This is a genomic window from Nonomuraea sp. NBC_00507 (assembly GCF_036013525.1).
Taxonomy (GTDB): Bacteria; Actinomycetota; Actinomycetes; order Streptosporangiales; family Streptosporangiaceae; genus Nonomuraea.
In genome coordinates this window covers 7,423,007-7,446,640 of sequence record NZ_CP107853.1, presented here as the reverse complement: position 1 = coordinate 7,446,640, position 23,634 = coordinate 7,423,007, and the positions used below count along the sequence as shown (strand labels likewise).

Sequence of the window (23,634 nt, the reverse complement as noted above, 5' to 3'; positions counted from 1 at the left end):
AATAGGTTTGCTCAATCGGAGAGTAAGGTGTGATACATCACTGGTCAAGAGGAAGACTGTGCGGGTCACAGTGGTGACCGCGAAAGGGGAGTCGGTTGGCCAACCCCTCGGAAAAGATCGCGAGAAGCGTCACGATCAGGGACGTCGCGGCCGCTGCCGACGTCTCGATCGGCACCGCGTCCAAGGCACTCAACGGGCGCGGCCGCATGCGCGCCGAGACCCGCGACCGGGTGCTCGCCGCGGCCGAGCGGCTGGGCTTCCGGCCCAATCCGCTCGCCCAGGGCCTGCTGGCCGGGCGCACGTACACGGTCGGCCTGGTCACGGGTGACAGCTTCGGGCGCTTCAGCATCCCCGTGATGCTGGGCGCGGAGGACGCGCTGGGCGCCGGGCAGATCTCGGTGTTCATGTGCGACACCCGCGACGACCCGATCAGAGAGCGCCACTACGTCGAGCGGCTGCTGGCCCGGCGCGTGGAGGGCATCATCGTCACCGGCCGGCGCACCGAGCCGCGCCCGGGGATCGGCCGCGACCTGCCGGTTCCCGTCGTGTACGCCATGACGCAGTCCACCGACGAGTCGGACGTGTCGATCATCCCGGACGACGAGGGCGGCGGCGCGCTGGCCGCCCGCCACCTGCTGGCGACGGGACGCACCCGCATCGGGCACGTCACCGGGCCGCAGCGCTTCCAGGCTGCGCGCCGGCGGGCGCACGGCCTGACCACCGCCCTGTCCGAGGCCGGACTCGAGCCGGCCGGGGAGATCCTGTTCGGGCAGTGGAGCGAGGAGTGGGGGCGGCAGGGCGCCGACGTGCTCCTGCACGCCGCGCCCGACGTGGACGCCGTCTTCTGCGGCAGCGACCAGATCGCCCGCGGGGTGGCGGAGACGCTGCGCGAGCGGGGGCGGCGGGTGCCCGAGGACGTGGCGCTGGTGGGGTTCGACAACTGGGAGCCGATGGCGCTGGGCTGCCGGCCGCCGCTGACGACCGTGGACATGAACCTCGGCGAGATCGGGCTGCTGGCCGCCCGGCACATCCTGGAGGTCATCGCGGGCCGGCCGTCCGGCGGCGGGGTGACGATCGTCCCCGCCAGCCTGGTGCTGCGGGAGTCCACGCGGCGCGCCCCATCCTGACGCCTTTACATTGTAGATCGTCAAGTCTGGTGATTGACCAGTGCTGTGTTACACCTTACTGTGCGCGTGGGAAAAGGTATTCCCAAACCCTTTTGGTGGAGGAGTCCCGATGAACCGTGGGTTCCGCCGCACGCGTCTGTCCGTCGCGGCGCTCTTATGCACCTCCTTACTCACCGGCGTGCCGCAGGCCGCGCACGCCGCCGCCCCCACCGCCCAGGTAGTCGACATGTTCGGCAGGACCGTCAACGACTACGGCGTCAAGCTCGTCGACTGGCAGGGCTACCTGGCCAATCCCTACGTCGAGCTGACCGTCAAACCCCCGCCCGACGTGCGCTATCCCGTCACCGTCGACCTGAAGGCCGAGGGCACCTCCAGGCTGATGATGGACCTGCCCAGCCAGCTCACCGCCACCGGCGCGACCAAGACGCTGACCTTCGCCGGCGCCGCCGAGCAGAAGACGTTCAAGCTGGCGATCCACTCCAAGCGCGGCCCAGGACCGGATGAAAGTTACACGCTCCGGCTGAACGTCAGGGACGCCGACGGCGCGACGTACCAGCAGTCGATGCCGATCCGGGTGCAGCAGGACGAGAAGACCGCGCTGCAGCCCACCCTCCCGCTCGCCTTCGACTACCGCTACGACACCATCACCGGCTACTTCAACAACGCCGCCTTCCGGACGGCGTCGGAAGAGGCGGTGAAGGACTGGTTCCGCTTCTTCGACATGCAGCCGTTCGACACCGTCGCGGCCGGGGCGGAGCCGAACCACCTGCCGGGCAACGACTGGCAGAACACGATCAACGTCACCAACCAGTCCGCCTTCAACGGCATGTACGTGTTCTTCCGCGGCATCCAGACCCCGTACTCGACCGGCTACCCGGCCAACAACGGCCGCTACAGCACCCGGGGCGGCCAGCAGCTGCCCGGCCCGCTGCACCGCTCCACCGCGATGATCTTCGAGTACGACGAGGCGAACAAGCAGCTGTTCACCTCCCTGGCCGACGAGGACTGGTACCGGACGGAGATCCAGGGCTCGGTGCTCGACGTGCACGGCCTGGTCATGCACGAGTACGGCCACGCGGTCGCCTTCCACAGCGACTGGGCCGGCATGCGCTCCTATGTCTCCTCGGGCGGCAACGACCCGGACGTGGTCGCCTACCAGGGGTACGCCGTGCCGCTCGACAGCAGCTACCACATCCCCGGCGAGCAGCGGTATTGGGACCGCCTCAGCGGGCAGAGCGGCGGCTGGACCCACCTGTTCCCCACCCGCCGCTGGATGCTGACCAAGCTGGCCCTGCTGGTGGCCGAGAACGCCGGCTGGAAGCTCAACCGCACTCTCACCCCGTTCCTGCCGCCGTCCATCGTCACCACTTCCCTGCCGTCGGCCACGCCCGGCACGGCCTACCAGCACACGCTGGAGGCCAAGGGCGGAGTGCCGTTCTACGACTGGCAGGTCACGAGCGGCTCGCTGCCGGCCGGGCTGAGCCTCGACCGCTTCACCGGCGCCATCACCGGCACGCCGACCACCGCGGGCACGTCCACGTTCACCGTCCAACTGCGTGACTATGACCGGCTCAGCACGCCGCTGACCAGGACGTTCACCCTCAACGCCGGGGCCGGCGGGTCGACGAACCTCGCCCGCACCGCCACGCCGTCGGCCTCCTACACCTCACCGTGGGAGAGCATCGCGGCGATCAACGACGGCATCGACCCGCCCAGCTCGAACGACACCGTCAACCGCCGCTGGGGCACCTGGCCCAACACCGGAACCCAATGGGCCGAGCTGACCTGGAGCTCCGCCCAGACCATCAGATCCGCCGACGTCTACTTCTTCGACGACGGCGGCGGCGTGCGCCTGCCCGCCTCCTGGAAGCTGCAGTACTGGACCGGCAGCGCCTACGCCGACATCCCCGGCACCTATCCCACCGCGCTCAACGCCTACAACCGGGTCACGTTCACCCCCGTGACCACGACCAGGCTCCGGGTCGCACTACAGAGCGGCCAGGCCTCGGTCGGGCTGCTGGAAGTGAAGGCCAACTCCTAGAAAGGCTTCCATGAGGAAGGTCACGATGTTCGGCGCGCTCGCCGCCCTGGCGGGCGCGCTGTCCCTCCCCTCCCCCAGCCTCGCCGCCCCTAAGGAGGCGCCCCAGCTGGAGGTGTACGACATCTTCTTCCGCAAGGTCAACGACTACGGCGTGCAGGTCGTCGACTGGCAGGGCTACCTCGCCAACCCGTACGTCGAGCTCACCGTCCGGGCGCCCCGGGTGCCCGGCATCACCTATCCGCTCAAGGTGGACCTGCACGCCAAGGGCACCTCCCGGCTGATGTTCAACCTGCCGAGCGAGCTGACCGCCACCGGCGCGACCAAGTCCTTCACCCTGACCGGGCCGTACGACCGGGAGATCGTGCGGCTGGCCATCCACTCCAAGCAGGGCGCCGGCAGCGACGAGCTGCACCAGTGGGTCATGAAGACCACCGACGCGACCGGCGCCAAACGCACCCAGACCATGCCGATCAGGGTGCAGCAGGACGAGAAGACCCCGCTCGAGCCCACCATCCCCATCGACTTCGACTACCGCTACGACACGATCACCGGCTACTTCTCCGACCCCGGTGTGCGCAAGGCGGCCGAAAAGGCGGTCAGGAACTGGTTCGCGTTCTTCGACCTGAAGCCGTTCGACACGGTCCCGGCCGGCGACGAGGTGAACCGGCTGCCGGGCAACGACTGGCAGAACGAGGTCGAGGCCACCAACGCCAAGCCGTACAACGGCATGTACGTGTGGTTCCGCGGCATCCAGACGCCGTACTCGACCGGCTACCCCACGGTCAACGGCAAGTTCCACACCCAGAACAACAAGCCGACCCCGTACCACCGCTCGACCAGCATGATCCTGGAGTACGACGAGCAGCTCATGAAGCTGTTCACGTCCCTGGAGGACGAGGACTGGTACAAGACCGACCTCGGCCAGTACATCGACGTGCACGGCCTGGTCATGCACGAATACGGCCACGCGGTCGCCTTCCACAGCGACTGGAAGGGCATGGCCGACTACGTGGCCGCCAAAGGCGCCGGTTACAAGGACGTCATCGACTACCAGGGCTACCCGGTGCCGCTGGACACCAGCTATCACGTGCCCGGCGACGAGCCGTACTGGGACCGGCTCAGCGGCCAGAACGGCGGCTGGCGGCACCACTTCCCCCTCCGGCGGTGGGAGCTGACCAAGCTGACGCTGCTGATCGCGGAGGCGGCCGGCTGGAAGCTCAACCGCAACCTCACCCCGTTCCTCAAGCCCTCGATCGAGACCGCCTCGTTGCCCGCGGCGACCGCCGGGGCGGCGTACGACCAGCGGCTGAAAGCCAAGGGCGGCGTGCCGTTCTACGACTGGCAGGTCGTGCGCGGCGCCCTGCCCGAGGGGCTGAGCCTCGACCGGTTCACCGGGGCCGTCACCGGCACCCCTGCCACGAGCGGCTCGTATACGTTCACCGTCCAGCTCAGGGACTACGACAAGCTGAGCACCCCCCTCACTCGTGAGTACACCCTCACGGTGAGCTGACCCGAGCGAGGGCCGGCCGCCCCACAGGGCGGCCGGCCCTCGTCGTGCTCAGAGGCCGTAGCGGCTCTTCAGGTGCCGCCACCAGTCGCGGAACATCCACGCGTCGAACTCCGTGATCGACGACGCGCTGCCCGCCTTCATGAGGAAGCAGCACTGGCCGGTCGGGGTCCAGTCGTAGAAGTCGTCCAGGCCGAACGAGTGGCCCATCTCATGCAGCAGGATGTGGATGTTGTCGGTGTTGAGGTTGCTCATGTAGTACTCGCTGCCGATCCGCTGCCCCCAGTCGCCGCCGGCGCCGCCGCCGAAGCCCGCGGTGAGCCAGAGCGACATGTCGTAGTGGTGCGAGGCGCCGCCCGGGCAGTTGGGGTAGTTGCCGCTCTGGTTGAAGAAGCGGCCGCATGGCTCGGCGCACTGCGGCGCGTTCTCGCGGATGTTGTTGACGTAGATGTCGACGGAGTTGTCGGTCCACTGGAGCTGGGCGCGGTCGCGCACGGCCCAGCCGACCACCTTGACCGGCACGTTGGCGTACGGCCAGCCGTTGTGGCCGGCCATGACGTCCATCCACTTCTTGAACTGGCGGGCCAGCGTGGCGTGGATCTGGTCACGCTGGGCGGCCGTCACCGTGGCGCTGGTGTCCCAGCGCACGCAGTAGTTGATCGAGCCGCCGTTGGCCATGATCTGGTCCCAGCCGTAGTTGCGGAACCCGTACAGGTTGGGGTACGTGCTCTCCTGGTGCTGCCATACCTCGTTGAGCGGGGTGACCAGGTGGGCGGGCGGGTTCCAGCCGGTCGTGCCGCCGCCCGTGTCGGGCGCCCACGCCTTGACCTCCAGCAGCCCGACCGATGCCTGGCCGCTCTGCAGGACGACACGCAGCCGCGTGGTGCTGACCTGCGTGAAGGAGACCTTGTTGTAGGTGTTGACCGCGACGGGGTAGGTGCCCGGGATGTCGGCGTAGGCGCTGCCGGTCCAGCGCTGGAGCTTCCAGGAGGCGGGCACGCGCACGCCGCCGCCGTCGTCGAAGAAGTAGACGTCGGCCCCCTTGATGGTCTGGGCGGAGCTCCAGGTCAGCTCGGCCCATTGGGTTCCGGTGTTGGGCCAGGTGCCCCAGCGGCGGTTGACGGTGTCGTTCGAGCTGGGCGGGTCGATGCCGTCGTTGATCGCCGCGATGCTCTCCCACGGCGAGGTGTACGAGGCCGACGGCGTCGCCGACCGGGCCACGTTGGTGTCGGCCAGGGCGCTCTGGACGGGGAAGAAGAACGTGATGATCAGGAGGAGGGGCAGGATTGCCAAGCGTCTCATGGGAGTTCTCCCGGTGGTAGCGCTAACATGCGCGGGCCTCGAAGGAGGGCGGCCTCCATCGAGGCCCGGCACGTGTCAGCGGTAGGTGATGTCGGAGGAGGAGTAGAGGCAGTTCACGCCGTCGGCGCCTTCACCGATCTTGGTGGGCTCGCTGCCCTTGGGCACGCCTCGGTACTTCTCGCAGATGACGGCGCTGCCGTACACCGTGATCCGGCTGAAGCGCGCGGTGTCGCCCCAGTTCGTGTTGATCCCGGCCAGCACCTTGGTGGTCCGGGCGGTGACGCCGTCCATGACCACGTGCCGCTGGTAGGACGTGGAGCAGTTGCCGCAGGCCCGGTACAGCTTGCCGGAGCTGTGCACCTGGAAGTTCTTGATCGTCACCGTGCCGGCGCCGTTGTGCTGGAACACCTTGTCCGAGCCCGACTTGGCGCCGCCGCCGTCCACCAGATAGGTCGCCGAGGAGCTGGAGGACTTGAACGTGGCGGCGTCCTCGCCGACGTCGTTCCACCACACGTTGCGGATGGTGCACGAGCCCTCGCAGTGGATGCCGTCGCCGGCCGGGGCGTCGATGATGACGTTCTGGATCGTGCCGCCGTTGGGCACCACGAACATCGGATCCTGGCTCTCACTCTGACCGCCGTCGCCGATGCCGTAGTAGCGCTTCATGCCGCCGTCGAAGAACGACCCGGTGTTGCGGGTCGTCGTCTGATGCACGCTGCCGGCGTCCGACGGCCACGGGCCACTGCCGTCGCCACCAGAGCCGCCGCTGCTGCTGCCCATCTTGATGAGCTGCCACTGCTGGTTGGCGCCGTTGAGGTCGTCCCATTGGGAGATGCGGGCGCCGTCGGCGGTCGACCACTCCCACACTTCCAGCGCCTTGTTGCTGTTGCGGTTGATCAGCCGTACGTGGCCGCCGTCGGAGTCGGCCAGCCGGAACTGCTGGTTGTAGCCGTTGAGGTCGGCCCACTGCACGACCTGGGCACCGCCCGCTGTGGAGTGCTCGAAGACGTCCAGCACCTTGCCGCTGTGCCGGGACTTCAGCCGGTAGTAGCCGCTCCCCGAGCTGACGAACTGCCACTGCTGCCAGTTGCCGTCGTTGCGGGGCCACTGCACGATCGGCGAGCCGTCGCTGGTGGCCAGGTTGTACACGTCGAGCGCTTTGCCGCTGTGCCGGTTGACCAGCACGTACCAGGCGCTGGTGTCGACGGTGGCCGCCTGCGCCGCCGGTGGCGTCACGGCGGCGGCGCCGGCCATGGCCATCACCATGGCGGCCACCGTCGCGAGCAGGCGGCGCCAGCCGTGCCGGGACTGGGATTGGATTGTCAAGGCCGCTCTCTGCCTTTCTGCGCTTGGTGAGGCAAGCGCTTTCCCATCGATCGGACGAGCACCCGTTCCGGAATGAGTGGAGCGGACAGCCTGATGACGGGGCACAGCTGTCCCTGTTCGGGCTTTGATCGCACGCGCAGCGACAGCCGTCAACCGGAACGCGTCGGCTCAAGGGCTCGACCTGCGGCTTGCCGGTGAAAGTTTCACGGGCCACCAATATGGCTGGAGCCCCCGGACTGGTGGTGCGGCGTCAGTCCGTGAGGTAACGCTGCACGGCCGGACCGAGATCGCGCACCAGGCTCTCTGGGTCGGCCTCGGCCATCGGCGGCAGCTGGAGCACATAGCGGGTGAGGGCCAGTCCGAGCAGTTGTGTGCTGACCAGCCCGGCCCGGCGCGCGGCGTCGTCCGCGCCCGTCACCCGGGCCACGAACGCGACGATCTGCGTCTGGAAGACCTCCCTCATGCGCTCGGCGGCCATGGGGTTGGTCGAGGCCGAGCGCAGCAGGAGGATCAGCACGTCGTCGGACAGGCCGCCCTCCCAGCGGGCCAGGAAGTGGCGGACGAGCAGCTCACCGAGCCGGTCCGCCGGCGGCTCCGGCACCTGCGCGAGCCGCAGGTCCACGTCCACGGCGGCGCGGAACAGGCCGGCCTTGCTGCCGTAGTAACGCATGACCATCGACGGGTCGACGCCGACCTGGGCGGCGACGGCGCGGATCGTCATCGCCTCATAGCCTCGCTCGATGAGCAGTTTTCTGGCGGCCTCCAGGATGGAGGTCCGGGTGGCCGCCGATCGTTCCGTGAACGCCATGACAACGAGTGTAGGCCAACGTACGTTTGCGGTCGCCTGCCCTCGTGGCGCCTAGAGTGCCAGGCTCCTGCGCCGGAACAACGTCAGCCCGATCGCGGCCAGCCCGGCGGCCGTGACCACTAGTGCCGCGAGCGGCCCGACGGTCACCTCCGCGGCCGGGATCGGCGGCACGTGGCTGAACGGCGACAGGTCCCGCACCGCCTCGGGGAGTCCGAACACCTCTCCCAGCAGTCCGCAGGCGATGCTCAGGACGAGCGCTGCCCAGGCGAGCGTGACGGTGAGCCGGGGCAGCAGGCCGAAGGCGAGCACGACGAAGCCGGCCAGGGTCAGCGCGGCGGGCAGCTGCGCCAGCCCGGCGCCGATCAGCGGGCCCACGCCGGTGACACCGCCGACGGCGGCGTCGGCCACCCCCATGCCCGCGCCCGCCATGACCAGCAGCGCGGTCGCGCCGATCAGCGCGCAGGCCAGGTGTGCGATCACCCAGCGGACCCGGCCCACCGCGGTGGCCAGCACCGCTTCGGCCGGTCCGCCGGCCTCTTCCGAACGCAACCGCAGCATCACCTGGACCACGAAGCCCGCCGCCAGGACGCCGTAGACGTTCATCATCGCGGCGTAGAAGGTGTCCACCAGGTTGGCCACGCCCGCGCCGGCGAGCTGGTCGAGGATCTTGACGGCGCCCGCGTTGGCGGTCATCGCGTCGTTGACGGTCTTGCCCAGGGTGCCGATCCCCAGGCCGAACACCGCGCTGCCGATCACCCAGCCGAGCGTCGCGCCGCGGTTCAGCCGCCACGCCAGTCCGAACGGGCTCAGCAACGAGCGGGACGCCACCCCCGGTCCCGGCCGGTCCGCGATCAGTCCGGCGCCGAAGTCCCGGTGGTCGACCAGCGCGAACGCCGCGGCCACGCACGCGACCAGCAGCACGAGCGGCAGAGCGAGCACCCACCACACCTCATCGCCGAACGGGCGTACCAGCGTGCCCCAGCCGATGGGCGACAGCCACGACGGCCACGCGCTGATCACCTGGATGCCGTCCGGCGCGCGCTCACCGAGCGCGTCGCCGACGCCGCGCACCAGGTAGGCCCCACCGACGGCCGTCGCGGCGAACGCGTTGGCCCCGCGTGCACTCTGGAACAGCTGCGCGGCGACCGCGGCCAGCCCGGCGAAGGCCAGGCCGGTGGCCGCCGTCGCCGCGCCGAACGCCACCGCGCCGTCGGCGGGCAGGCCGGCCCCCAGCAGGGTGCCGGTCAACGCGGCCCCGAGCAGCAGGTCGGCTCCCCCGACCACGACCAGAGCCGCGGTAAGACCGGCGTACCTGCCCACGCTCCCCGAGCCGAGCATCTCGCCCCTGCCGTTCTCCTCGTTCTGCCGGGTGTGCCGGACCATCGCGAAGGTGCTCATGAGCCCGGCCAGCACCAGCATGAACGCGAAGTTGCGGAAGTTCACCAGCGCGCCCAGGTCGGTGCCGACCGGGGTGCCCCGCATGAGCAGGACGGCCGGGCTGGTGCCGGCGCCCTTCAGCGCGGTGACCCGTCCGGCCTCGTCGGGGAACTCGTCCGCCACCGCGGCGGCACCGGCCGCCAGCAGCAGCACCGAGCCGGCGATCCAGATCGGCACCTGGACCCGGTCGCGCCGCAGAACCAGGCGGATCAGCCGCCCGGTGCCCGCGTAGGCGCTCATCGGGCCGCTCCCACCGTGGTCGTGTCGCCGTAGTGGCGCATGAACAGCTCCTCCAGCGTCGGCGGGTGGCTGGTCAACGCCTGGACGTCGAAGCCGGCCAGGTGCCGCAGCACGCCGGGCAGTCGCTCGGAGTCCACGTTGAACTGGGCACGCGTGCCGTCGGCGACGAGATCGTGGATGCCGGGCAGACCGGCCAGGCCGCTGATCGGCTCGGTCGCCTCGACGGTGACCGCGGTCCTGGTCAGGTGGCGGAGCCGGGCGAGCGTGCCGGACTCCACCGTGATGCCGTCGCGGATGATGCTGACCGCTGAGCAGAGCGCTTCGACCTCGGAGAAGATGTGGCTGGACAGCAGCACGGTCGCTCCGCGCGCGCTCACCTCGCGGACGGTCTCCTGGAAGGCCGCCTCCATCAGCGGGTCCAGGCCGGAGGTGGGCTCGTCGAGGACGAACAGCTCGACGTCGGAGGCGAAGGCGGCGATCAGTGCCACCTTCTGCCTGTTTCCCTTCGAGTAGGTGCGGCACCGCTTGGTGGGATCCAGCTGGAATCGTGCCACGAGCTCGGCCCTGCGGGTCTTGTCCAGGCCGCCGCGCAGGTCGCCGAACAGGTCGATGGCCTCGCCGCCCGTCAGGTTCGGCCAGAGGCTCACATCGCCTGGCACGTAGGCCAGCCTCTTGTGCAGGGTGACCGCTTCGCGCCAGGGATCGCCGCCCAGCAGGCGGACCTGTCCCGCGTCGGCCCGCAGCAGGCCGAGCAGCACGCGGATGGTCGTCGTCTTGCCTGCCCCGTTGGGCCCCAGGAAGCCGTGCACCTCGCCGGTGCCCACCGTGAGATTCAGGCCGTTCAGTGCCCGGCTCCTGCCGAACGTCTTGACCAGACCGGACACCGCAATGGCGTCAGTCATCGTGATTCTCCTTGAGGGGATGAGGACTCAGCCTCGTCGAGCGCACGCAGGATCCGGCCCGCGTCCTCGATGCTGAGCAGGGGATGCGAATAGATGTCGACGAGCCCGCGAGCCAGCAGGCGATCGCCTTCCGGGCTGGACACGTCGACGCCCATGGCCCGCGAGACATGCCCATGCAGCACTCCGACGGACACGGCCATCGCCACGACGATGGCCGCGCGGATCTTCACGTCCACCGTGGGAGGATCCGGGCGGCTCTTGTCGGCTTCGACCAGCCACGGCACGCTTTGCCGTACCAACTCGTCGAACAGCGCGCTCGCCGCGCCCTCGGCCAAGGCCCGCATCATGTACCGCTGGTAGGGCCCGAGCGCCGACCGCGCGGCGATGACGGAGGCCAGCGCACCGGAGGCCATGCCGGCCCTGGTCTGCTCGTTGACCTGCCTGATCATCCTGATCAGGTGCTCGTCGCAGGCCTCCCGCAACCCCTGTTTGGACCCGAAGTGGTGACGCACCAGGCCAGGTGAGACCCCGGCTGTCTCGGCGATGCCGCGGAGAGTCGCCCCCTCGTAGCCGTGGTCGCCGAAGTGCTGGATGGCCGCGTCCCTGATGCGCGCCCGCGCTGTCAGGTCCTCAGGAGCCGCTGCTGTCGTCATGTCGCCTTACTCCTCTTCGCGTGGACAGCTTACTACTCGCTCGTACACAAAACTATCCGCTTGGGCAGTGTGTGACGCACGCCATCTCGTGCTCCCCGGGAATGCTTCTAAGTGCTTCGGTAACAACCTGGCAACAGCTCTTTTCCTGATCGATGTGACCGATCACACTCAGGCATCGGAAGATGTGACCGATCACATCGAGCGCTGTGAGGAGCGCCATGAGGAGGAGACATGCTTGGTCCGCGGCCTTGGCGGCGGCCCTCGTGATCAGTGTGGTACCCGCGACTCCCGGCGCCGCGGCGCCGTCCCAGCTCGTCGTCGACCTCGCCACCCAGACCGGCGCCCTGCGCTACGGCGCCACCGGATTCCTGTACGGGCTCGGCGACGAGGGCATCCCGAACGAGACCATGCTGGCCGCACTCAAACCGCAGGTCACGGCCCAGAAGGCCCCGGACGGCCTGCAGCACCCGAACGGCGACGCGCTCAAGATCGCCCCGATGTTCAAGCGGGCCGGCGGCCGCGACATCCAGATCTACATGCAGGACATTTACAAGCAGTGGCCGTACGAGAACCTCGGCATCAACGACTACCTGGCCAAGGTGGACACGATGACGAGGAAGGTCGTCGCCGACCCGTACCGCACCTCCTACGTCTACGTCCCCTTCAACGAGCCCGACCAGATCTGGTACGCGGGCAACCTGACCGGTTTCCTCAACGACTACAGGACCGTCTACCAGCGCATCCGCTCCATCGACCCGGGCGCCCGCATCGCCGGCCCGAACTTCGCCGCCTACCGCTCCGCCGATCTGCGCAGGTTCATGACGTTCGCGCGCGACAACAACGTGCTCCCGGACGTCACGACGTGGCACGAGCTGGGCGACGACTTCTTCACCGGCTGGCACGAGCACTACGCCGATTACCGGGCGATCGAGTCGAGCCTGGGCATCTCGCCGCGGCAGATCTCGATCAACGAGTACGGCCGCTTCTCCGGCGACCTCGGCGTGCCGGGCAACCTGGTGCAGTTTGTGGCCAGGTTCGAAAACAGCAAGGTCGACGGCTGCCTGGCGTACTGGACGACGGCCGGCGGGCTCAACGACCTGGTCACCAGGAACAACCAGGCGACCGGCGGCTGGTGGTTGTACAAGTGGTACGGCGAGCTGACCGGCACGACGGTCGCCGTGACCCCGCCCGCGCCCGGCGGCTCGCTCCAGGGCGTGGCGGCGCTGGACCCGGCCAAGAAGCAGGCCCGGGTGATCTTCGGCGGCAACAACCCGGCGAGCGGCACCTACGACACGAACGTGGTCGTCAAGGGCATCCCCTCCTACCTGGGCGGCACGGTGCACGCCACCGTGTGGGGCGTCGACAGCACCGGGTTGAACGCCTCCCCCGGCCCCTACCGGGTGAGTGAGAGCGACTACACGGCCTCCGGCGGGCAGATCACGATCCCGCTGACGGGGCTGAAGGGCACGTCGGCGTACCACGTCGTCCTGACCCCGGACAAGGACCTGTCCCAGGCGGGCTCGGCACAGCGGTACGAGGCCGAGTACGCCGCCCTGGGCGGCTCCGCCCGCGTCACCTACGGCTCGAACACCGGCTACTCGGGCACGTCCTTCTCCGAGGGCTACGGCGCCAGCACCACGGCGAGCACCAAGTTCGTGGTCACCGCACCGGCGGACGGCTACTACGCCGTCGCCCTGCGTTACTCGGCCGGCCCGTACAACGGCGCACCGGCCACCCGCTCGGTCCGGATGCGGCTCAACGGCGCCGACCTCACCACCGTGACGCTGCCCGGCACCGCCGACTGGAACTCCTGGAACACCGTCACCACCAAGGTGTTCCTGACCGCCGGCATCAATCGCGTGGACGTCAACGCCTACGCCTCCGACGACCGGGACGCGGTCAACATCGACTACATCGACGTCACGCCCACCACCGGGACGATCACCTCGTACCAGGCGGAATCCTCGGGCAACACGCTGAGCGGCGCCGCCAGGGTATCCTCCAACTCCGCGGCGTCAGGCGGCGCGTACGTCGGCTACATCGGCGCCGGCGCGGCCAACACGCTGCGCTTCAACAACGTCACCGTCCCGGCCGCCGGCCGCTACCGCATGGTCGTCACCTACGCCAACGGCGAGCTGGGCGAGGGCGCCACCAACTACAACTCCAACATCGTCGACCGCTACGCCGACATCTCCGTCAACGGCGGCGCGCCGGCCAGGCACTACTTCCGCAACACGCTGGGCTGGTCCAACTACCGCACCACGGTCGCCGACGTGGTCCTGGCCGCGGGCGCGAACACGATCACGTTCGGCAACGCCTCGGCCGGCTACGCCCCCGACATCGACCTCATCCAGATCGCCGCGCCACTGGGCTGAGGCCACGCACCTGCGGCTCGACCGGCGCCGGTCGAGCCGCAGGAGGATGGGCGTTACGCCAGCACGGGGAAGTTGGCCCGCAGCACACCCTGCGGGTCGCGGGCCCGCTTGATCTCCCGGAGCCTGGCGATCGTCGTCTCCTCGGCGAAGGCCGCCGCCGCCCGCTCGCCCCTCGCCAGCATTGTGTACGGCTTGCGCCCGCTGGCCCACGCGCCGAGCTCCTCGGCCAGGCCCGCCTGCTTGGCGCCCACGGCCGCGGACATCTCCGGGTTGAGCGCCAGCCCGAGCAGGTAGAGCAAGTACGGCTCCGTCATCGGACCGCTCGGCCCGGCACCCGGACGGGAGGCGGCCAGCGCGCCGCCCAGGTGCCGGATCTGGAGGCCGACCAGCGGCTCGATCGGCGGGCCCGTCAAGACCTCGATCGCCGCGTCGTCGAGCCCGGTCAGCAGCTCCGTCCGCGAGCGGGCGGGCGCCGGGTCGGTGGGCTCGGCGGTGATGTCGCCCAGGTTCGCCACCGCGACCGGGCCGCGCTTGTCGGCGATCACGTCGCCGATCTTGTCGAGGCGGGCCAGCAGCGCCCGCCCCTCGGCCTCCTCGCCGAGGAAGGCGACGGCGAGCCCGACCATGGGCGGCGCCTGCGGGAACTGCATCCGGTTGAACCAGACGGACAGCTCGTCCGGCGCCTCGGCGGTGATCTCCAGGAAGGCGTCGAACACCTCGCGGGTGCGGTGCCCCGGCCACATCACGCTGCCGCCGTACAGGCTGGGCGCCGGATACAGGTCGAACTCGATGGCCGTCACCAGCGCGAAGTCGCCGCCTCCGCCACGCAGCGCCCAGAACAGGTCGGGGTCGGTGTCCGCGGTGACCGTGGCCTGCTCGCCGTCGGCGGTGACGACGTCGAAGGCCCGCACGCTGTCGGCGGCGAACCCGTGCTTGCGGCCGAACCAGCTCACGCCGCCCCCAAGGGTGTAGCCCGTCACGCCCACCACAGGGTTGCTGCCCGCCAGGCCGGTCAGCCCGTGCGTCCCGGCCGCCGCCAGGACCCGTCCCCACTGGACGCCGGCGCCCACGCGTGCCGTGCGCTCCTCCGGGTTCACGTGCAGCTCGTCCAGCCTGCCCGTACGCAGCAGGATCACGCCGTCGGTGTCGCCCGAGGCGCCGTGGCCGGTCGGCTGGGCGGCCACGGCGAGGCCGGAGCGGCGGGCGTAGGCGACGGTGGCCGCCACGTCGCCGGCCCCCGCGGCCTCGACGACGGCGGCCACCCGTTGGTCGATCGCCAGGTTCCATGCTTTGCTCGCCTGCTCGAACCCGTCGTCTCCGGGCAGCAGCACGTGGCCGTCGACGGCGCTTCTCAGGTCGGTGGTCGTCATCTTTCGCACTCCTCTTCAGATGCCTGGGTCCCGTTCCGACGGGACCACCGCTATGACGCATCGGGGCGCGAAGAGGTGACCGGCCGGCCGAACATTTGGGAGTGATACATGTCACACACCGTCCACGCCGGATATCGGTCACCGATCGTGCATTGCCACTTCGAAAAGAGTCACCTTTAAGACGCAGCGCGAAATTGCCATTACTCAAAGCCACGTCCGGAGTAAATTCGCCACTGCGCCTTTATGCCGAGTCTGCAAAGATCGAAGTCAGGCGAAGGGAGGCTCGAGGTGGCTTTGGCGAATGCCGGAATTCGACGATTACTGGTGGACACGGGTGAGGCGCGGACGTGGGTGTCGCTCCGTACTGACCTCGTCACCGCGGTGCTGGGGGTGTGGTTCGGCATCGGGCTGATGATCGACGCCTGGGCGCACTCCAACCTCGACGGCGAACTGGAGACGTTCTTCACGCCGTGGCACGCGGCGTTCTATTCGGGATTCGCGGCCGTGTCCGGCTGGATCATCTGGCAGGTGTGGCGCAACGTGCGCGCCGGCCGGCAGGGAATGGCGGCGGTGCCCCAGGGGTATCTGGCCGGGCTGGTGGCGGTGCCCGCGTTCGCCGCCTTCGGCTTCGCCGACATGATGTGGCACACCCTCCTCGGCATCGAGACGACCATCGACATCCTGTTCAGCCCGTCGCATCTGGGGCTGGTCACGTCGATGCTGATCATCATCACCACACCGCTCCGCTCGGCCTGGAACGCCCCCGACGTGGGCGCGCGGCCGACGCTCGGCCGGCTGCTGCCGGCGCTGATCGGGCTGGCGTTCGCGACCACGCTGGTGTCGTTGTTCCTGTCGTACGGCGACGCCCTGCAGTGGCGCGCCCCCCACGTCGTCGAGGCCTTCTCCTTCCTGGACGACGGGGGTGCGGACCGGCTCGCCACGACGATCGCCCTCACCAACATCGTCCTGCTCGCGCCCGTCCTGCTGCTGGTGCGCCGGTGGCGGCTGCCGTTCGGCAGCGTGACCCTCATGTACGCGCTGGCGGTGCTCATGCCGGGCGCGCAGACGGCGTTCGACAACGTGCCGATCCTGCTGGCCGTGGTGGCCGGGGGCCTCGCCGCCGACCTGCTGATCCTCTGGCTGCGCCCGTCGGCCGGCCGGCGCTTCGCCTTCTGGGCGTTCGCCGGGTTGTCGAGCTTCGCCACGTGGTCGCTGTATCTCGGGTTCGCCTCCGCGACAGGCGGCGGGCTGCCCGGCATTCCGGAGATGTGGACCGGCGCGCCGATCGTGGCCGGGCTGATCGGGCTGCTGCTCGGGGCGCTGTTCCTGCCCAACGCGACCGGCCGGCCCGGCACGGCGGACCTGCCCGACTCGCCCGGCACCGCTGACCTGCCCAGCCGGGCCGGTCTAGGCGATCCGGTCGATCCGCCCGTCGACGACAGGGCATGATCCGGCTGCTCTGCCTGGTCGCCGTACTGGTGCTGGCGTGCGCCGCGCCGGCCGCGGCGCACAACGTCTCGGCCGGCGCGGATCTACGGATCGCCCAGACGATCGCCGGCATGGAGGTCACCGTGGTGGTCAAGGGCACCACGCGGGTGCCCGGGCCGCTGCGGATCGGCGTCATCGCCTTCGAACCGGTCACCGGCCCGCCGATCGAGCTGGCGGTCCGGTCGGTGGAGGACGGCCGCACGGTGACCGGGGTGGCGCGTCCAGCGGTGCGAGATCCGCAGTACACGGCGCTCAGGGTGGAGCGGACCGGGCCCCACGAGCTCACGCTGCGGGCGGGGAACGAGGTCGCCGTGGTGCCGTTCCGCGTGCTCGTGGAGCGCGGGTCGGGCGCGGAGTTCCTGATCTACGGCGGGTTCTTCGTGGCGGGGCTGCTGCTGGTGGGCGGCCTGCTCACCGGGGCTCTGGCCCGGCCGGGCCGCGCCATGGCGGTGTCGGGTGGCGCGGCCGTGGGGGTGACGGTCGCGGTCATGGCCATGGTGTTCGAGCCGATGCTGCCTGCCGGGCCGCCGGACGGCGCCGCGCCCGTGGTCACCTCGCAGGCGGGCGGGCGCCCGTTCGTGCAGGGGCGGGTGCGGACGGTCCCGGCGCGGCCGACCCCGGGCGAGGAGTTCACCGTACGGGTGGATCTCGTCGACGGATCCACCGGGCGGCCCGTGGACGATCTCGCGGTCCATCACGAGGCGCTCGCCCACGTGGTCGTCACCAGCGAGGACGGGCGGTTCTTCCGACACGTGCACCCGCTGCGCACGGCGCCGGGACGGCTGGAGGTCAGGCTGCGGGCAGACCGGCCCGGCGCCTACTTGACGCATGTCGAACTGGAGCGGGAGGACTCCGGCGGGCAACTCCTCGCCGGACGCTTCGCCATCGGTGGCGAAGCGGACGCGGATAGCTCCGCCACCGATGGCGACGGCGCGACGTCCGACGCCGCCCGTGCCGGGATCGCCGACGGTGCTGACGACGCCACCGCAGACGTCGACGGTGGCGCCACGCCCGACGGCCGTGACCCCACCGCGCCACCGCGGACGCAGCCCGCCGTTCCTGTCGCGGGCCAGCCGACGACGGTCGAGCTCGACACCACGGGATCCGTGCGGCCGTGGCTCGGCATGAGCGGTCACCTGATCGTCCGCAGTCAGGACGGCGACTTCCTCGGCCACGTGCACGAGATGGGTCCCGGCAATCCCCGGCTGCGCTTCACCTTCAGCTTCCCGGAGCCGGGACGGTATCTCGCCTGGGCCCAGTACGCCCTGGCCGACCGCATCGTGACCCTGCCGTTCACCGTGGACGTCGCAGAGGCCGCCCGATGAAGCGGATCATGATCGCCGTCGCCCTGGTCGTCGCGGCGGCCGTGATCTTCATCGTGGGCCGGAGCCTGGGGGCCGAGCCGCTCCGCGTGAGCAGCACAGGCTCCCGCTACGCCGTCACCGTCGTCATCGACGAGCCGACGACGGGCCGCGTCCCGGTCGAGGTACTGGTGACCTCGGGCGATCCGGACGCCGTGGCCGTGTCGGCGGTGATGCCCGGCATGGGGCACGCCACCCCCGAGCTCACCGCGCGGGAGGCGGCCCCCGGCCGTTTCGTGGCCGAGGGCGAGCTGTTCCCCATGTCCGGAGCGTGGGAGGTGTCGATCCGGCTGGACGGGCCCGCGGGCGCGGAGACCCTCGTCGTCAACGCACTGATCACCGGATAGCGGGGCCCGATGCTTCGCAAACCACTTATGCGTGCAATACGCGGACCTAGCCCCGCTATCGTGCTCTGCTATGACGTACGGCCCCCACCAGCCACCGTTGAACACCCCACCTCCCGTGGTGATCGACGTCGGTCGCGACGCCAAGGTGAAGGCGCTGATCGGCGGCTCGGTCGCGGGCGTCATCGGGGTCATGACGCTTTACTGGGCGGCCACCGGCCAGGTGACCGGCGGCGCGGACGGCGCGTCGGCAGGCGTGGTCTTCGGGCTGATCTTCCTCGCCATCGGCCTGCTGCCGATCGTCGCCTGGCGCAGGCTGAGCCGCCCCCGCCGGCTGGTCTTCGACGGCTTCGGCGTGCGCTGGGACGACCCGCAGGGCAAGCCGTGGGCGGTGGCGTGGGGCGAGCTGTCCGGGGTGGGCATCTCACGCACCAAGCAGGTCCGCACCCAGCCGGCCGACTACATCCTGCGCAGGATCATGGTCCGGCTCGACCTCTTCCCCGCCGACCTGGGCTTCCGGCCGCGTCACCCGGACATGGAGCACTTGTGGGAGTTCCACACGGTCAAGAACGGCTACCGGCTCCCCCTCGGCTCGAACCCCAAGTACATCCCGGTCATCGAGCAGGCGATGCGGCAGTTCCGCCCGGCGGCATACCTGGGAGTCCGTGATGAGGGGCTTATCGTGGGCCTGGTCTGACCTCCACTCGCCTGGCCGATTTCGATAGATTCGTCCGGGACGATCGCCGTGACCGGAGGAGCCTTGTGACCATTCCTGCGCTGACCGACGTGCATCCGGCGTGGCTGCCGCCGGAGGCGTTCCGTGCGATCGGCTCGCGCCGGGCCCTCGTGCTCGGCGACGGCGCCCTCACCGGGACCGTGCACGATGAGGTCGCGGCGGCCTGCGCCCGGTACGGCGGCAGCGCCGAGCGGGCCGGTGACGGCCCCTTCGACCTCGTGCTCGCGCTCACCACGGCCGGCCCGTTGCCGCCGGGCGCGGCGGCGATCGCGGCCGAGGCCGGGCCGATCGGCGAGGAGGGTTACGTGCTCGCCAGCCGCGACGGCGTCACGGCGGTGCTCGCGAGCGACCCGGCCGGCCTGCTCTACGGCCTGTTCCACCTGGTCAGGCTCGGCGAGCCGGCTTTCGGGGCGGCGCGGCCGGTGGAGCGGCACGAGCCGGCGATGCACCGGCGCATGCTCGATCACTGGGACAACATCGACGTGCACCCGGTGATGGGCCAGGTCGAGCGCGGCTACGCGGGCGGCTCGATCTTCTGGCGGGACGGCGTCCTGCGCGAGGACCTGACGCGGGTGCGGGCCTACGGCCGGCTGCTGGCCGCGTGCGGGATCAACGCGGTCGCGATCAACAACGTGAACGTGCACGCCACGGAGGCCCACCTGCTGACCGACCGGCTCGGCGAGGTCGCCGCGATCGCGGCCGAGCTGCGCCCGTACGGGATCCGGGTGCACGTGTCGGTCACCTTCGCCTCCCCCATGGCGCTCGGCGGCCTGCCGACCGCCGACCCGCTCGACGAGGACGTGCGACGGTGGTGGGCGGCGACCACCGCGCGGGTGTACGAGACGATCCCCGATTTCGGCGGCTACGTGGTGAAGGCCGACTCCGAGGGCCAGCCGGGCCCGTTCGCGTACGGGCGCAGCCACGCCGACGGCGCGAACCTGCTGGCCGGCGCGCTGGCCCCGCACGGCGGGGTCGTGCACTGGCGGGCGTTCGTCTACAACCATCGGCAGGACTGGCGCGACCGGTCGACCGACCGCGCCCGCGCCGCCTATGACCACTTCGCCCCGCTCGACGGGAGTTTCCGCGACAACGCGATCCTGCAGGTGAAGTACGGCCCCATGGACTTCCAGCCGCGTGAGCCGGTGTCACCGGTGATCGCCGCCATGCCCGCGACGCGGCTGGCGGTGGAGTTCCAGGTGACGCAGGAGTACACCGGCCAGCAGAAGCATGTCTGCTACCTGGCCCCGTTGTGGCGCGAGCTGCTGGACTTCCGGCCGTGGGGCCGGGACGGCCGCGACGTGGCCGACGTCGCCACCGAGCTCGTCGCGGTCTCCAACGTGGGCGACGACGCGTATTGGACGGGCCACCCGCTCGCCCAGGCCAACCTGTACGAGTTCGGCCGCCTGGCCTGGGACCCGCGCCTCGCCCCTGACACCGTCCTCGACGAGTGGATCGACCTCACGTTCGCCCCCGACGCCGAGCCGCTGCGGCGCACGCTGCACACGATCATGGACGGCTCCTGGCGGACTTACGAGCGGTACACGGCCCCGCTCGGCGTCGGCTTCATGGTCAGGCCGGGCCATCACTACGGGCCGGACGTGGACGGCTACGAGTACACGCCGTGGGGGACGTACCACTTCGCCGACCGCGACGGCGTCGGCGTGGACCGCACGCGGGCCACCGGCACCGGCTACACCGGCCAGTATCCGCGGCCGTGGTCGGACGTCTACGAGTCCCTCGAGCAGTGCCCGGACGAGCTGCTGCTGTTCTTCCACCACGTGCCGTACGGGCACGTGCTGCGCGGCGGCGCGACGGTCATCCAGCACATCTACGACACCCACTTCGCCGGAGCCGACGAGGTGGCCGAGATGCGCACGCACTGGGACAAGGTGGAAGGGCTGGCCGACCCGGCGCTGCACACCCGGGTGCAGGAGCTGCTCGACGAGCAGCTCCGCTGCGCGCAGGAGTGGCGTGACCAGGTCAACGCTTACTTCTTCCGCAAGTCGGGGGTGCCGGACGCGCACGGCCGGCGGATCCCCTAGGCGGTGAACTTCTCCTGGACCTCGGCGATCATCGTCCGGCTGTTCCACAGCAGGGCCGCCGCGAACGCCGAAGCCAGAACGGCCGCCGCCAGCTCGGTGCCGATCACGGTGACGCCGGCCGCCACGACCAGCAGGGACACGTTGCCCAGGGTCGCCTTGGGGAAGCGCATGAGGAAGTAGGCCGCCAGCCTGGCCACGTCCACGGCCCGGAACGCGAACAACGAGGTGATCACCAGCGCGTTGGCGGCCCAGAGCATGGCCGCCACCGCGACGAGCACCAGCAGCACCGCCCACCACCCCGGAACCCCGGCGGCGGCGAAGTTGGCGAAGTTGGTCCCGATGATGGCCAGCACCGCCAGCCACGGAACCCAGATCTTCAGCACCCCGCGCACGTTGGCCTTGTAGCCGCGCCAGAACGCCGCCGCCGGGTGCAGGTCCGCCAGATCCCGGCTGCGGTGGCGCACCGCGTAGAGCGCGGCCGACAGCGCGGGGCCGAGGGGCAGCGCGCAGAGCGCCGCCAGCGGCACGTTGCTGCCGTCCTGGCCGAGCAGGGGGAGCGCCAGGAGCCCTGGCGCGGCCGTGAGCAGGAACATGCCCTCGACCACCAGCAGGGTGTAGATCAGCGCGGCGGCCCGCGAGAGCGGTCCTTCACCGAACCGCCGCCCGGCCGTCACCTCGCCCATTGAACCTCCTGCCCCAAGAGCCGCCTGTCGTCCCACCACGGCGGCGTCAGCTCGACCAGGGTGACCTCATGGCGGCCGAGCGTGAGATCGACGTCCACCCTACCGCCGGCGACGCCGAGGCGACGTCCCCGATCCCGGGGCGCTGTCGGCGAGCTGGCGGCGCGGCGTGGCGAACTGCTCCAGCAGGTCGGACGCGGGCCACAGCGTCTGGTGCACGCCGAAGGGCATGTGCGATCAGCCGTGTTCCTTCTTGAACCGCTCGTAGGCGGTGTTGACGAGGTTGATGTAGGCCGTCATGTTCTTGCCCTCGAGCTCCTTGACATAGGCGTCCCACTCGCTGAGGTCGCGCTCGCCGAGGATGAACTTGAGCGTCTGCTGGGTGACGAAGTCCTTCAGCGGCGTCTCCCACAGCGTGGCCTGCTCGCGCTCCACGTCGTTGAACGGGCGCGGCGGATCCACCGGCCAGAGCTTCCTGGCGTTCATCACGTTCTGGAAGGCCAGCTCCTCCTCGGAGAAGGTGGACTGCACGAGCTTGAGGGGGCCGCCGTAGGCGAACACGCCGTTGGAGAAGCCGAAGTCCTTCTGCAGGTGCTTGGGGGCGCCGGCGTTGAGCCCGATGAAGTCGACGTCCTTGGCCAGCGTGAACTTGCCGGAGGCGTCCTTGGTGTACGTCGTGCCCTCGACGCCCCACTTGGCGAACTCCTGGCCCTGGTCGGAGTACCACAGCCAGTCGACGAACTGCATCATGGCGACGAAGTTCTTGTTCTCCAGCGCCTTCTTGGAGATCATGACGCCGTTCTCGAGCCGCGTCTGGATCTTGTACTCCCCGACCGGTCCCATGGGCACCGGAATCTTGACGATCTTGGCGTCGGGGACGAGCTTGGTGAGCGTCGGCCGGTAGTCGTTGACCATCGACTGCGCGTTGGTGCTGATGACGAAGGACTTGCCGGAGTTGAACTTCTGCTTGGCCTGCTCGTCCTGCTGCGTGAAGCTCTCCGGGTCGAGCAGCTTCTCATCCACCAGCTTCCGCAGATACTCGATCATCTGCTTGTACTGCGGCATGGCGCCGGTGTAGGCGAACTTGCCGGCGGCGGAGTCCCAGGTCGCGTGCTGGTACTCCCAGCCGCCCTTGGCGCCGTAGGCCTGGGCGACGAGCTTGAGCAGGTTGCCGCCCGGCGTGGGCACGCCCCACCGGTCGGTCATGGGGTATTGGTCGGGGTATTCCTTCTTCAGCGCCTTGAGCACGGTGTAGAGCTCGTCCCAGGTCGTCGGGATTTCCAGGCCGTGCTTTTCCAGGATGTCGGTCCTGACCGCCAGGGAGTAGTCCACCCAAGGGCTCTCATGGATGCCGGGCAGCAGGTAGAACTTACCGTCGGCCTGCCGGAGCGTGTTCAGCTCCGGCTCGAGCTGCCACTTGGCGATCTTTTCCTTGAAGTTCGGCATCAGGTCGAGGTAGTCACTGACCGGCAGGATGGCGCCGGAGGCGACGAACGCCTCTTCGGACGGGTGGTAGGTCTTCGGGATGATGAGCGGGGCCTGCCCGGAGCCGACCAGCAGGCCGCGCTTCTTCTCGTAGTCGCTGAGCGGCACCTCCACCGGCTTGAGCGTCACGTTGGTCCGCTTGGTGAGCTCCTGCCAGAGCAGCCAGTCGCTCTTGAGCGGGTAGAACGGGTTGTTGAGGTGAAGGATGTCGAACGTGACCGCCTCGGTGGCCTTGAACTGCTGGCCGGCGGCGTAGCCGGCCATCGCGCCCGCCTTGTTCGCCGAGTCGGCGGTCTTCTTCGGGGCCTCGTCCCCGCCACAACCGGTGACGACGAAGGTGAGCGCACCCAGCCCGATGAGTGCCTGCCGGCGGGAGATGTGCTGCATGGGGGGTTCCTTTCGGTTGATCA

18 protein-coding genes are annotated in these 23,634 nt (G+C 69.9%); 9 read left to right on the top strand and 9 right to left on the bottom strand.

The window, feature by feature from the left end; translation table 11 throughout:
- The first annotated feature begins 95 nt into the window (after window positions 1-95).
- The 3 genes from OHA25_RS35735 (at window position 96) to OHA25_RS35725 (ending at window position 4,678) form a co-directional block, all read left to right on the top strand.
- Complete coding sequence (locus tag OHA25_RS35735) at window positions 96-1,127, top strand: LacI family DNA-binding transcriptional regulator (protein WP_327581319.1); 1,032 nt, start codon at window positions 96-98, stop codon at window positions 1,125-1,127.
- A 109-nt stretch (window positions 1,128-1,236) separates the two neighbouring features.
- Complete coding sequence (locus OHA25_RS35730) at window positions 1,237-3,168, top strand: Ig domain-containing protein (RefSeq protein ID WP_327581318.1); 1,932 nt, start codon at window positions 1,237-1,239, stop codon at window positions 3,166-3,168.
- Window positions 3,169-3,178: 10 nt separating this feature from the next.
- Window positions 3,179-4,678 carry an Ig domain-containing protein gene (locus tag OHA25_RS35725; protein WP_327581317.1) on the top strand — a complete coding sequence of 500 codons (1,500 nt, stop codon included), beginning with the start codon at window positions 3,179-3,181 and terminating at the stop codon, window positions 4,676-4,678.
- A gap of 48 nt (window positions 4,679-4,726) precedes the next feature.
- Here OHA25_RS35725 and OHA25_RS35720 read toward each other — a convergent pair whose 3' ends face one another.
- The 6 genes from OHA25_RS35720 to OHA25_RS35695 form a co-directional block, all read right to left on the bottom strand.
- Entirely contained in the window at window positions 4,727-5,977 is a 1,251-nt protein-coding gene (locus OHA25_RS35720) for a hypothetical protein (RefSeq protein ID WP_327581316.1), read from the bottom strand.
- Between the two features lie 75 nt (window positions 5,978-6,052).
- A complete protein-coding gene (locus tag OHA25_RS35715) occupies window positions 6,053-7,303 on the bottom strand; it encodes a pectate lyase (RefSeq protein WP_327581315.1) in 1,251 nt (416 codons plus the stop codon).
- 250 nt (window positions 7,304-7,553) lie between these two features.
- On the bottom strand, window positions 7,554-8,111 hold the full coding sequence (locus OHA25_RS35710; protein ID WP_327581314.1) for a TetR/AcrR family transcriptional regulator: 558 nt from the start codon (window positions 8,109-8,111) through the stop codon (window positions 7,554-7,556).
- Window positions 8,112-8,162: 51 nt separating this feature from the next.
- On the bottom strand, window positions 8,163-9,788 hold the full coding sequence (locus tag OHA25_RS35705; RefSeq protein WP_327581313.1) for an ABC transporter permease: 1,626 nt from the start codon (window positions 9,786-9,788) through the stop codon (window positions 8,163-8,165).
- Window positions 9,785-10,690: an ABC transporter ATP-binding protein gene (locus tag OHA25_RS35700; protein WP_327581312.1), complete on the bottom strand. Its 906-nt coding sequence runs from the start codon at window positions 10,688-10,690 to the stop codon at window positions 9,785-9,787. Before OHA25_RS35700 ends, OHA25_RS35705 begins: the two co-directional genes overlap by 4 nt.
- Window positions 10,687-11,343: a TetR/AcrR family transcriptional regulator gene (locus tag OHA25_RS35695; RefSeq protein ID WP_327581311.1), complete on the bottom strand. Its 657-nt coding sequence runs from the start codon at window positions 11,341-11,343 to the stop codon at window positions 10,687-10,689. The genes OHA25_RS35700 and OHA25_RS35695 overlap by 4 nt, the downstream gene beginning before the upstream one ends.
- A gap of 218 nt (window positions 11,344-11,561) precedes the next feature.
- Between OHA25_RS35695 and OHA25_RS35690 the strand changes: the two genes are divergently transcribed.
- Entirely contained in the window at window positions 11,562-13,718 is a 2,157-nt protein-coding gene (locus OHA25_RS35690; RefSeq protein ID WP_327581310.1) for a carbohydrate-binding protein, read from the top strand.
- A 53-nt stretch (window positions 13,719-13,771) separates the two neighbouring features.
- Here OHA25_RS35690 and OHA25_RS35685 read toward each other — a convergent pair whose 3' ends face one another.
- Window positions 13,772-15,088 carry an FAD-binding oxidoreductase gene (locus tag OHA25_RS35685; protein WP_327581309.1) on the bottom strand — a complete coding sequence of 439 codons (1,317 nt, stop codon included), beginning with the start codon at window positions 15,086-15,088 and terminating at the stop codon, window positions 13,772-13,774.
- A gap of 288 nt (window positions 15,089-15,376) precedes the next feature.
- On the opposite strand from OHA25_RS35685, the gene OHA25_RS35680 reads away from it, so the two are divergent.
- The 5 genes from OHA25_RS35680 (at window position 15,377) to OHA25_RS35660 (ending at window position 21,059) form a co-directional block, all read left to right on the top strand.
- Window positions 15,377-16,537, top strand: coding sequence for a hypothetical protein (locus OHA25_RS35680; RefSeq protein WP_327581308.1), 1,161 nt, complete (start codon window positions 15,377-15,379; stop codon window positions 16,535-16,537).
- The gene (locus tag OHA25_RS35675) at window positions 16,534-17,901 is read left to right on the top strand and encodes a hypothetical protein (RefSeq protein ID WP_327581307.1); all 1,368 of its coding nucleotides are present in this window, start codon (window positions 16,534-16,536) and stop codon (window positions 17,899-17,901) included. The genes OHA25_RS35680 and OHA25_RS35675 overlap by 4 nt, the downstream gene beginning before the upstream one ends.
- Window positions 17,902-17,909: 8 nt before the next feature.
- Entirely contained in the window at window positions 17,910-18,284 is a 375-nt protein-coding gene (locus OHA25_RS35670; RefSeq protein ID WP_327581306.1) for a hypothetical protein, read from the top strand.
- A gap of 70 nt (window positions 18,285-18,354) precedes the next feature.
- Window positions 18,355-18,978, top strand: a complete 624-nt coding sequence (locus tag OHA25_RS35665; protein WP_327581305.1) for a hypothetical protein — start codon at window positions 18,355-18,357, stop codon at window positions 18,976-18,978.
- 65 nt (window positions 18,979-19,043) lie between these two features.
- Complete coding sequence (locus OHA25_RS35660) at window positions 19,044-21,059, top strand: alpha-glucuronidase (RefSeq protein ID WP_327581304.1); 2,016 nt, start codon at window positions 19,044-19,046, stop codon at window positions 21,057-21,059.
- On the opposite strand, the gene OHA25_RS35655 is transcribed toward OHA25_RS35660, so the two are convergent.
- Both OHA25_RS35655 and OHA25_RS35650 read right to left on the bottom strand, forming a co-directional pair.
- On the bottom strand, window positions 21,056-21,742 hold the full coding sequence (locus tag OHA25_RS35655) for a DUF624 domain-containing protein (protein ID WP_327581303.1): 687 nt from the start codon (window positions 21,740-21,742) through the stop codon (window positions 21,056-21,058). The two genes, OHA25_RS35660 and OHA25_RS35655, sit on opposite strands and share 4 nt — an antisense overlap.
- Before the next feature lie 234 nt (window positions 21,743-21,976).
- A complete protein-coding gene (locus OHA25_RS35650; RefSeq protein ID WP_327581302.1) occupies window positions 21,977-23,611 on the bottom strand; it encodes an ABC transporter substrate-binding protein in 1,635 nt (544 codons plus the stop codon).
- Between the last annotated feature and the right edge of the window lie 23 nt (window positions 23,612-23,634).

Coding starts and splice junctions, on each gene's coding strand:
- OHA25_RS35700 (WP_327581312.1), bottom strand. CDS start 10,690: ATGACTGACGCCATTGCGGTGTCCGGTCTGGTCAAGACGTTCGGCAGG.
- OHA25_RS35720 (WP_327581316.1), bottom strand. CDS start 5,977: ATGAGACGCTTGGCAATCCTGCCCCTCCTCCTGATCATCACGTTCTTC.
- OHA25_RS35685 (WP_327581309.1), bottom strand. CDS start 15,088: ATGACGACCACCGACCTGAGAAGCGCCGTCGACGGCCACGTGCTGCTG.
- OHA25_RS35730 (WP_327581318.1), top strand. CDS start 1,237: ATGAACCGTGGGTTCCGCCGCACGCGTCTGTCCGTCGCGGCGCTCTTA.
- OHA25_RS35670 (WP_327581306.1), top strand. CDS start 17,910: ATGATCGCCGTCGCCCTGGTCGTCGCGGCGGCCGTGATCTTCATCGTG.
- OHA25_RS35650 (WP_327581302.1), bottom strand. CDS start 23,611: ATGCAGCACATCTCCCGCCGGCAGGCACTCATCGGGCTGGGTGCGCTC.
- OHA25_RS35655 (WP_327581303.1), bottom strand. CDS start 21,742: ATGGGCGAGGTGACGGCCGGGCGGCGGTTCGGTGAAGGACCGCTCTCG.
- OHA25_RS35705 (WP_327581313.1), bottom strand. CDS start 9,788: ATGAGCGCCTACGCGGGCACCGGGCGGCTGATCCGCCTGGTTCTGCGG.
- OHA25_RS35725 (WP_327581317.1), top strand. CDS start 3,179: ATGAGGAAGGTCACGATGTTCGGCGCGCTCGCCGCCCTGGCGGGCGCG.
- OHA25_RS35695 (WP_327581311.1), bottom strand. CDS start 11,343: ATGACGACAGCAGCGGCTCCTGAGGACCTGACAGCGCGGGCGCGCATC.
- OHA25_RS35690 (WP_327581310.1), top strand. CDS start 11,562: ATGAGGAGGAGACATGCTTGGTCCGCGGCCTTGGCGGCGGCCCTCGTG.
- OHA25_RS35675 (WP_327581307.1), top strand. CDS start 16,534: ATGATCCGGCTGCTCTGCCTGGTCGCCGTACTGGTGCTGGCGTGCGCC.
- OHA25_RS35665 (WP_327581305.1), top strand. CDS start 18,355: ATGACGTACGGCCCCCACCAGCCACCGTTGAACACCCCACCTCCCGTG.
- OHA25_RS35710 (WP_327581314.1), bottom strand. CDS start 8,111: ATGGCGTTCACGGAACGATCGGCGGCCACCCGGACCTCCATCCTGGAG.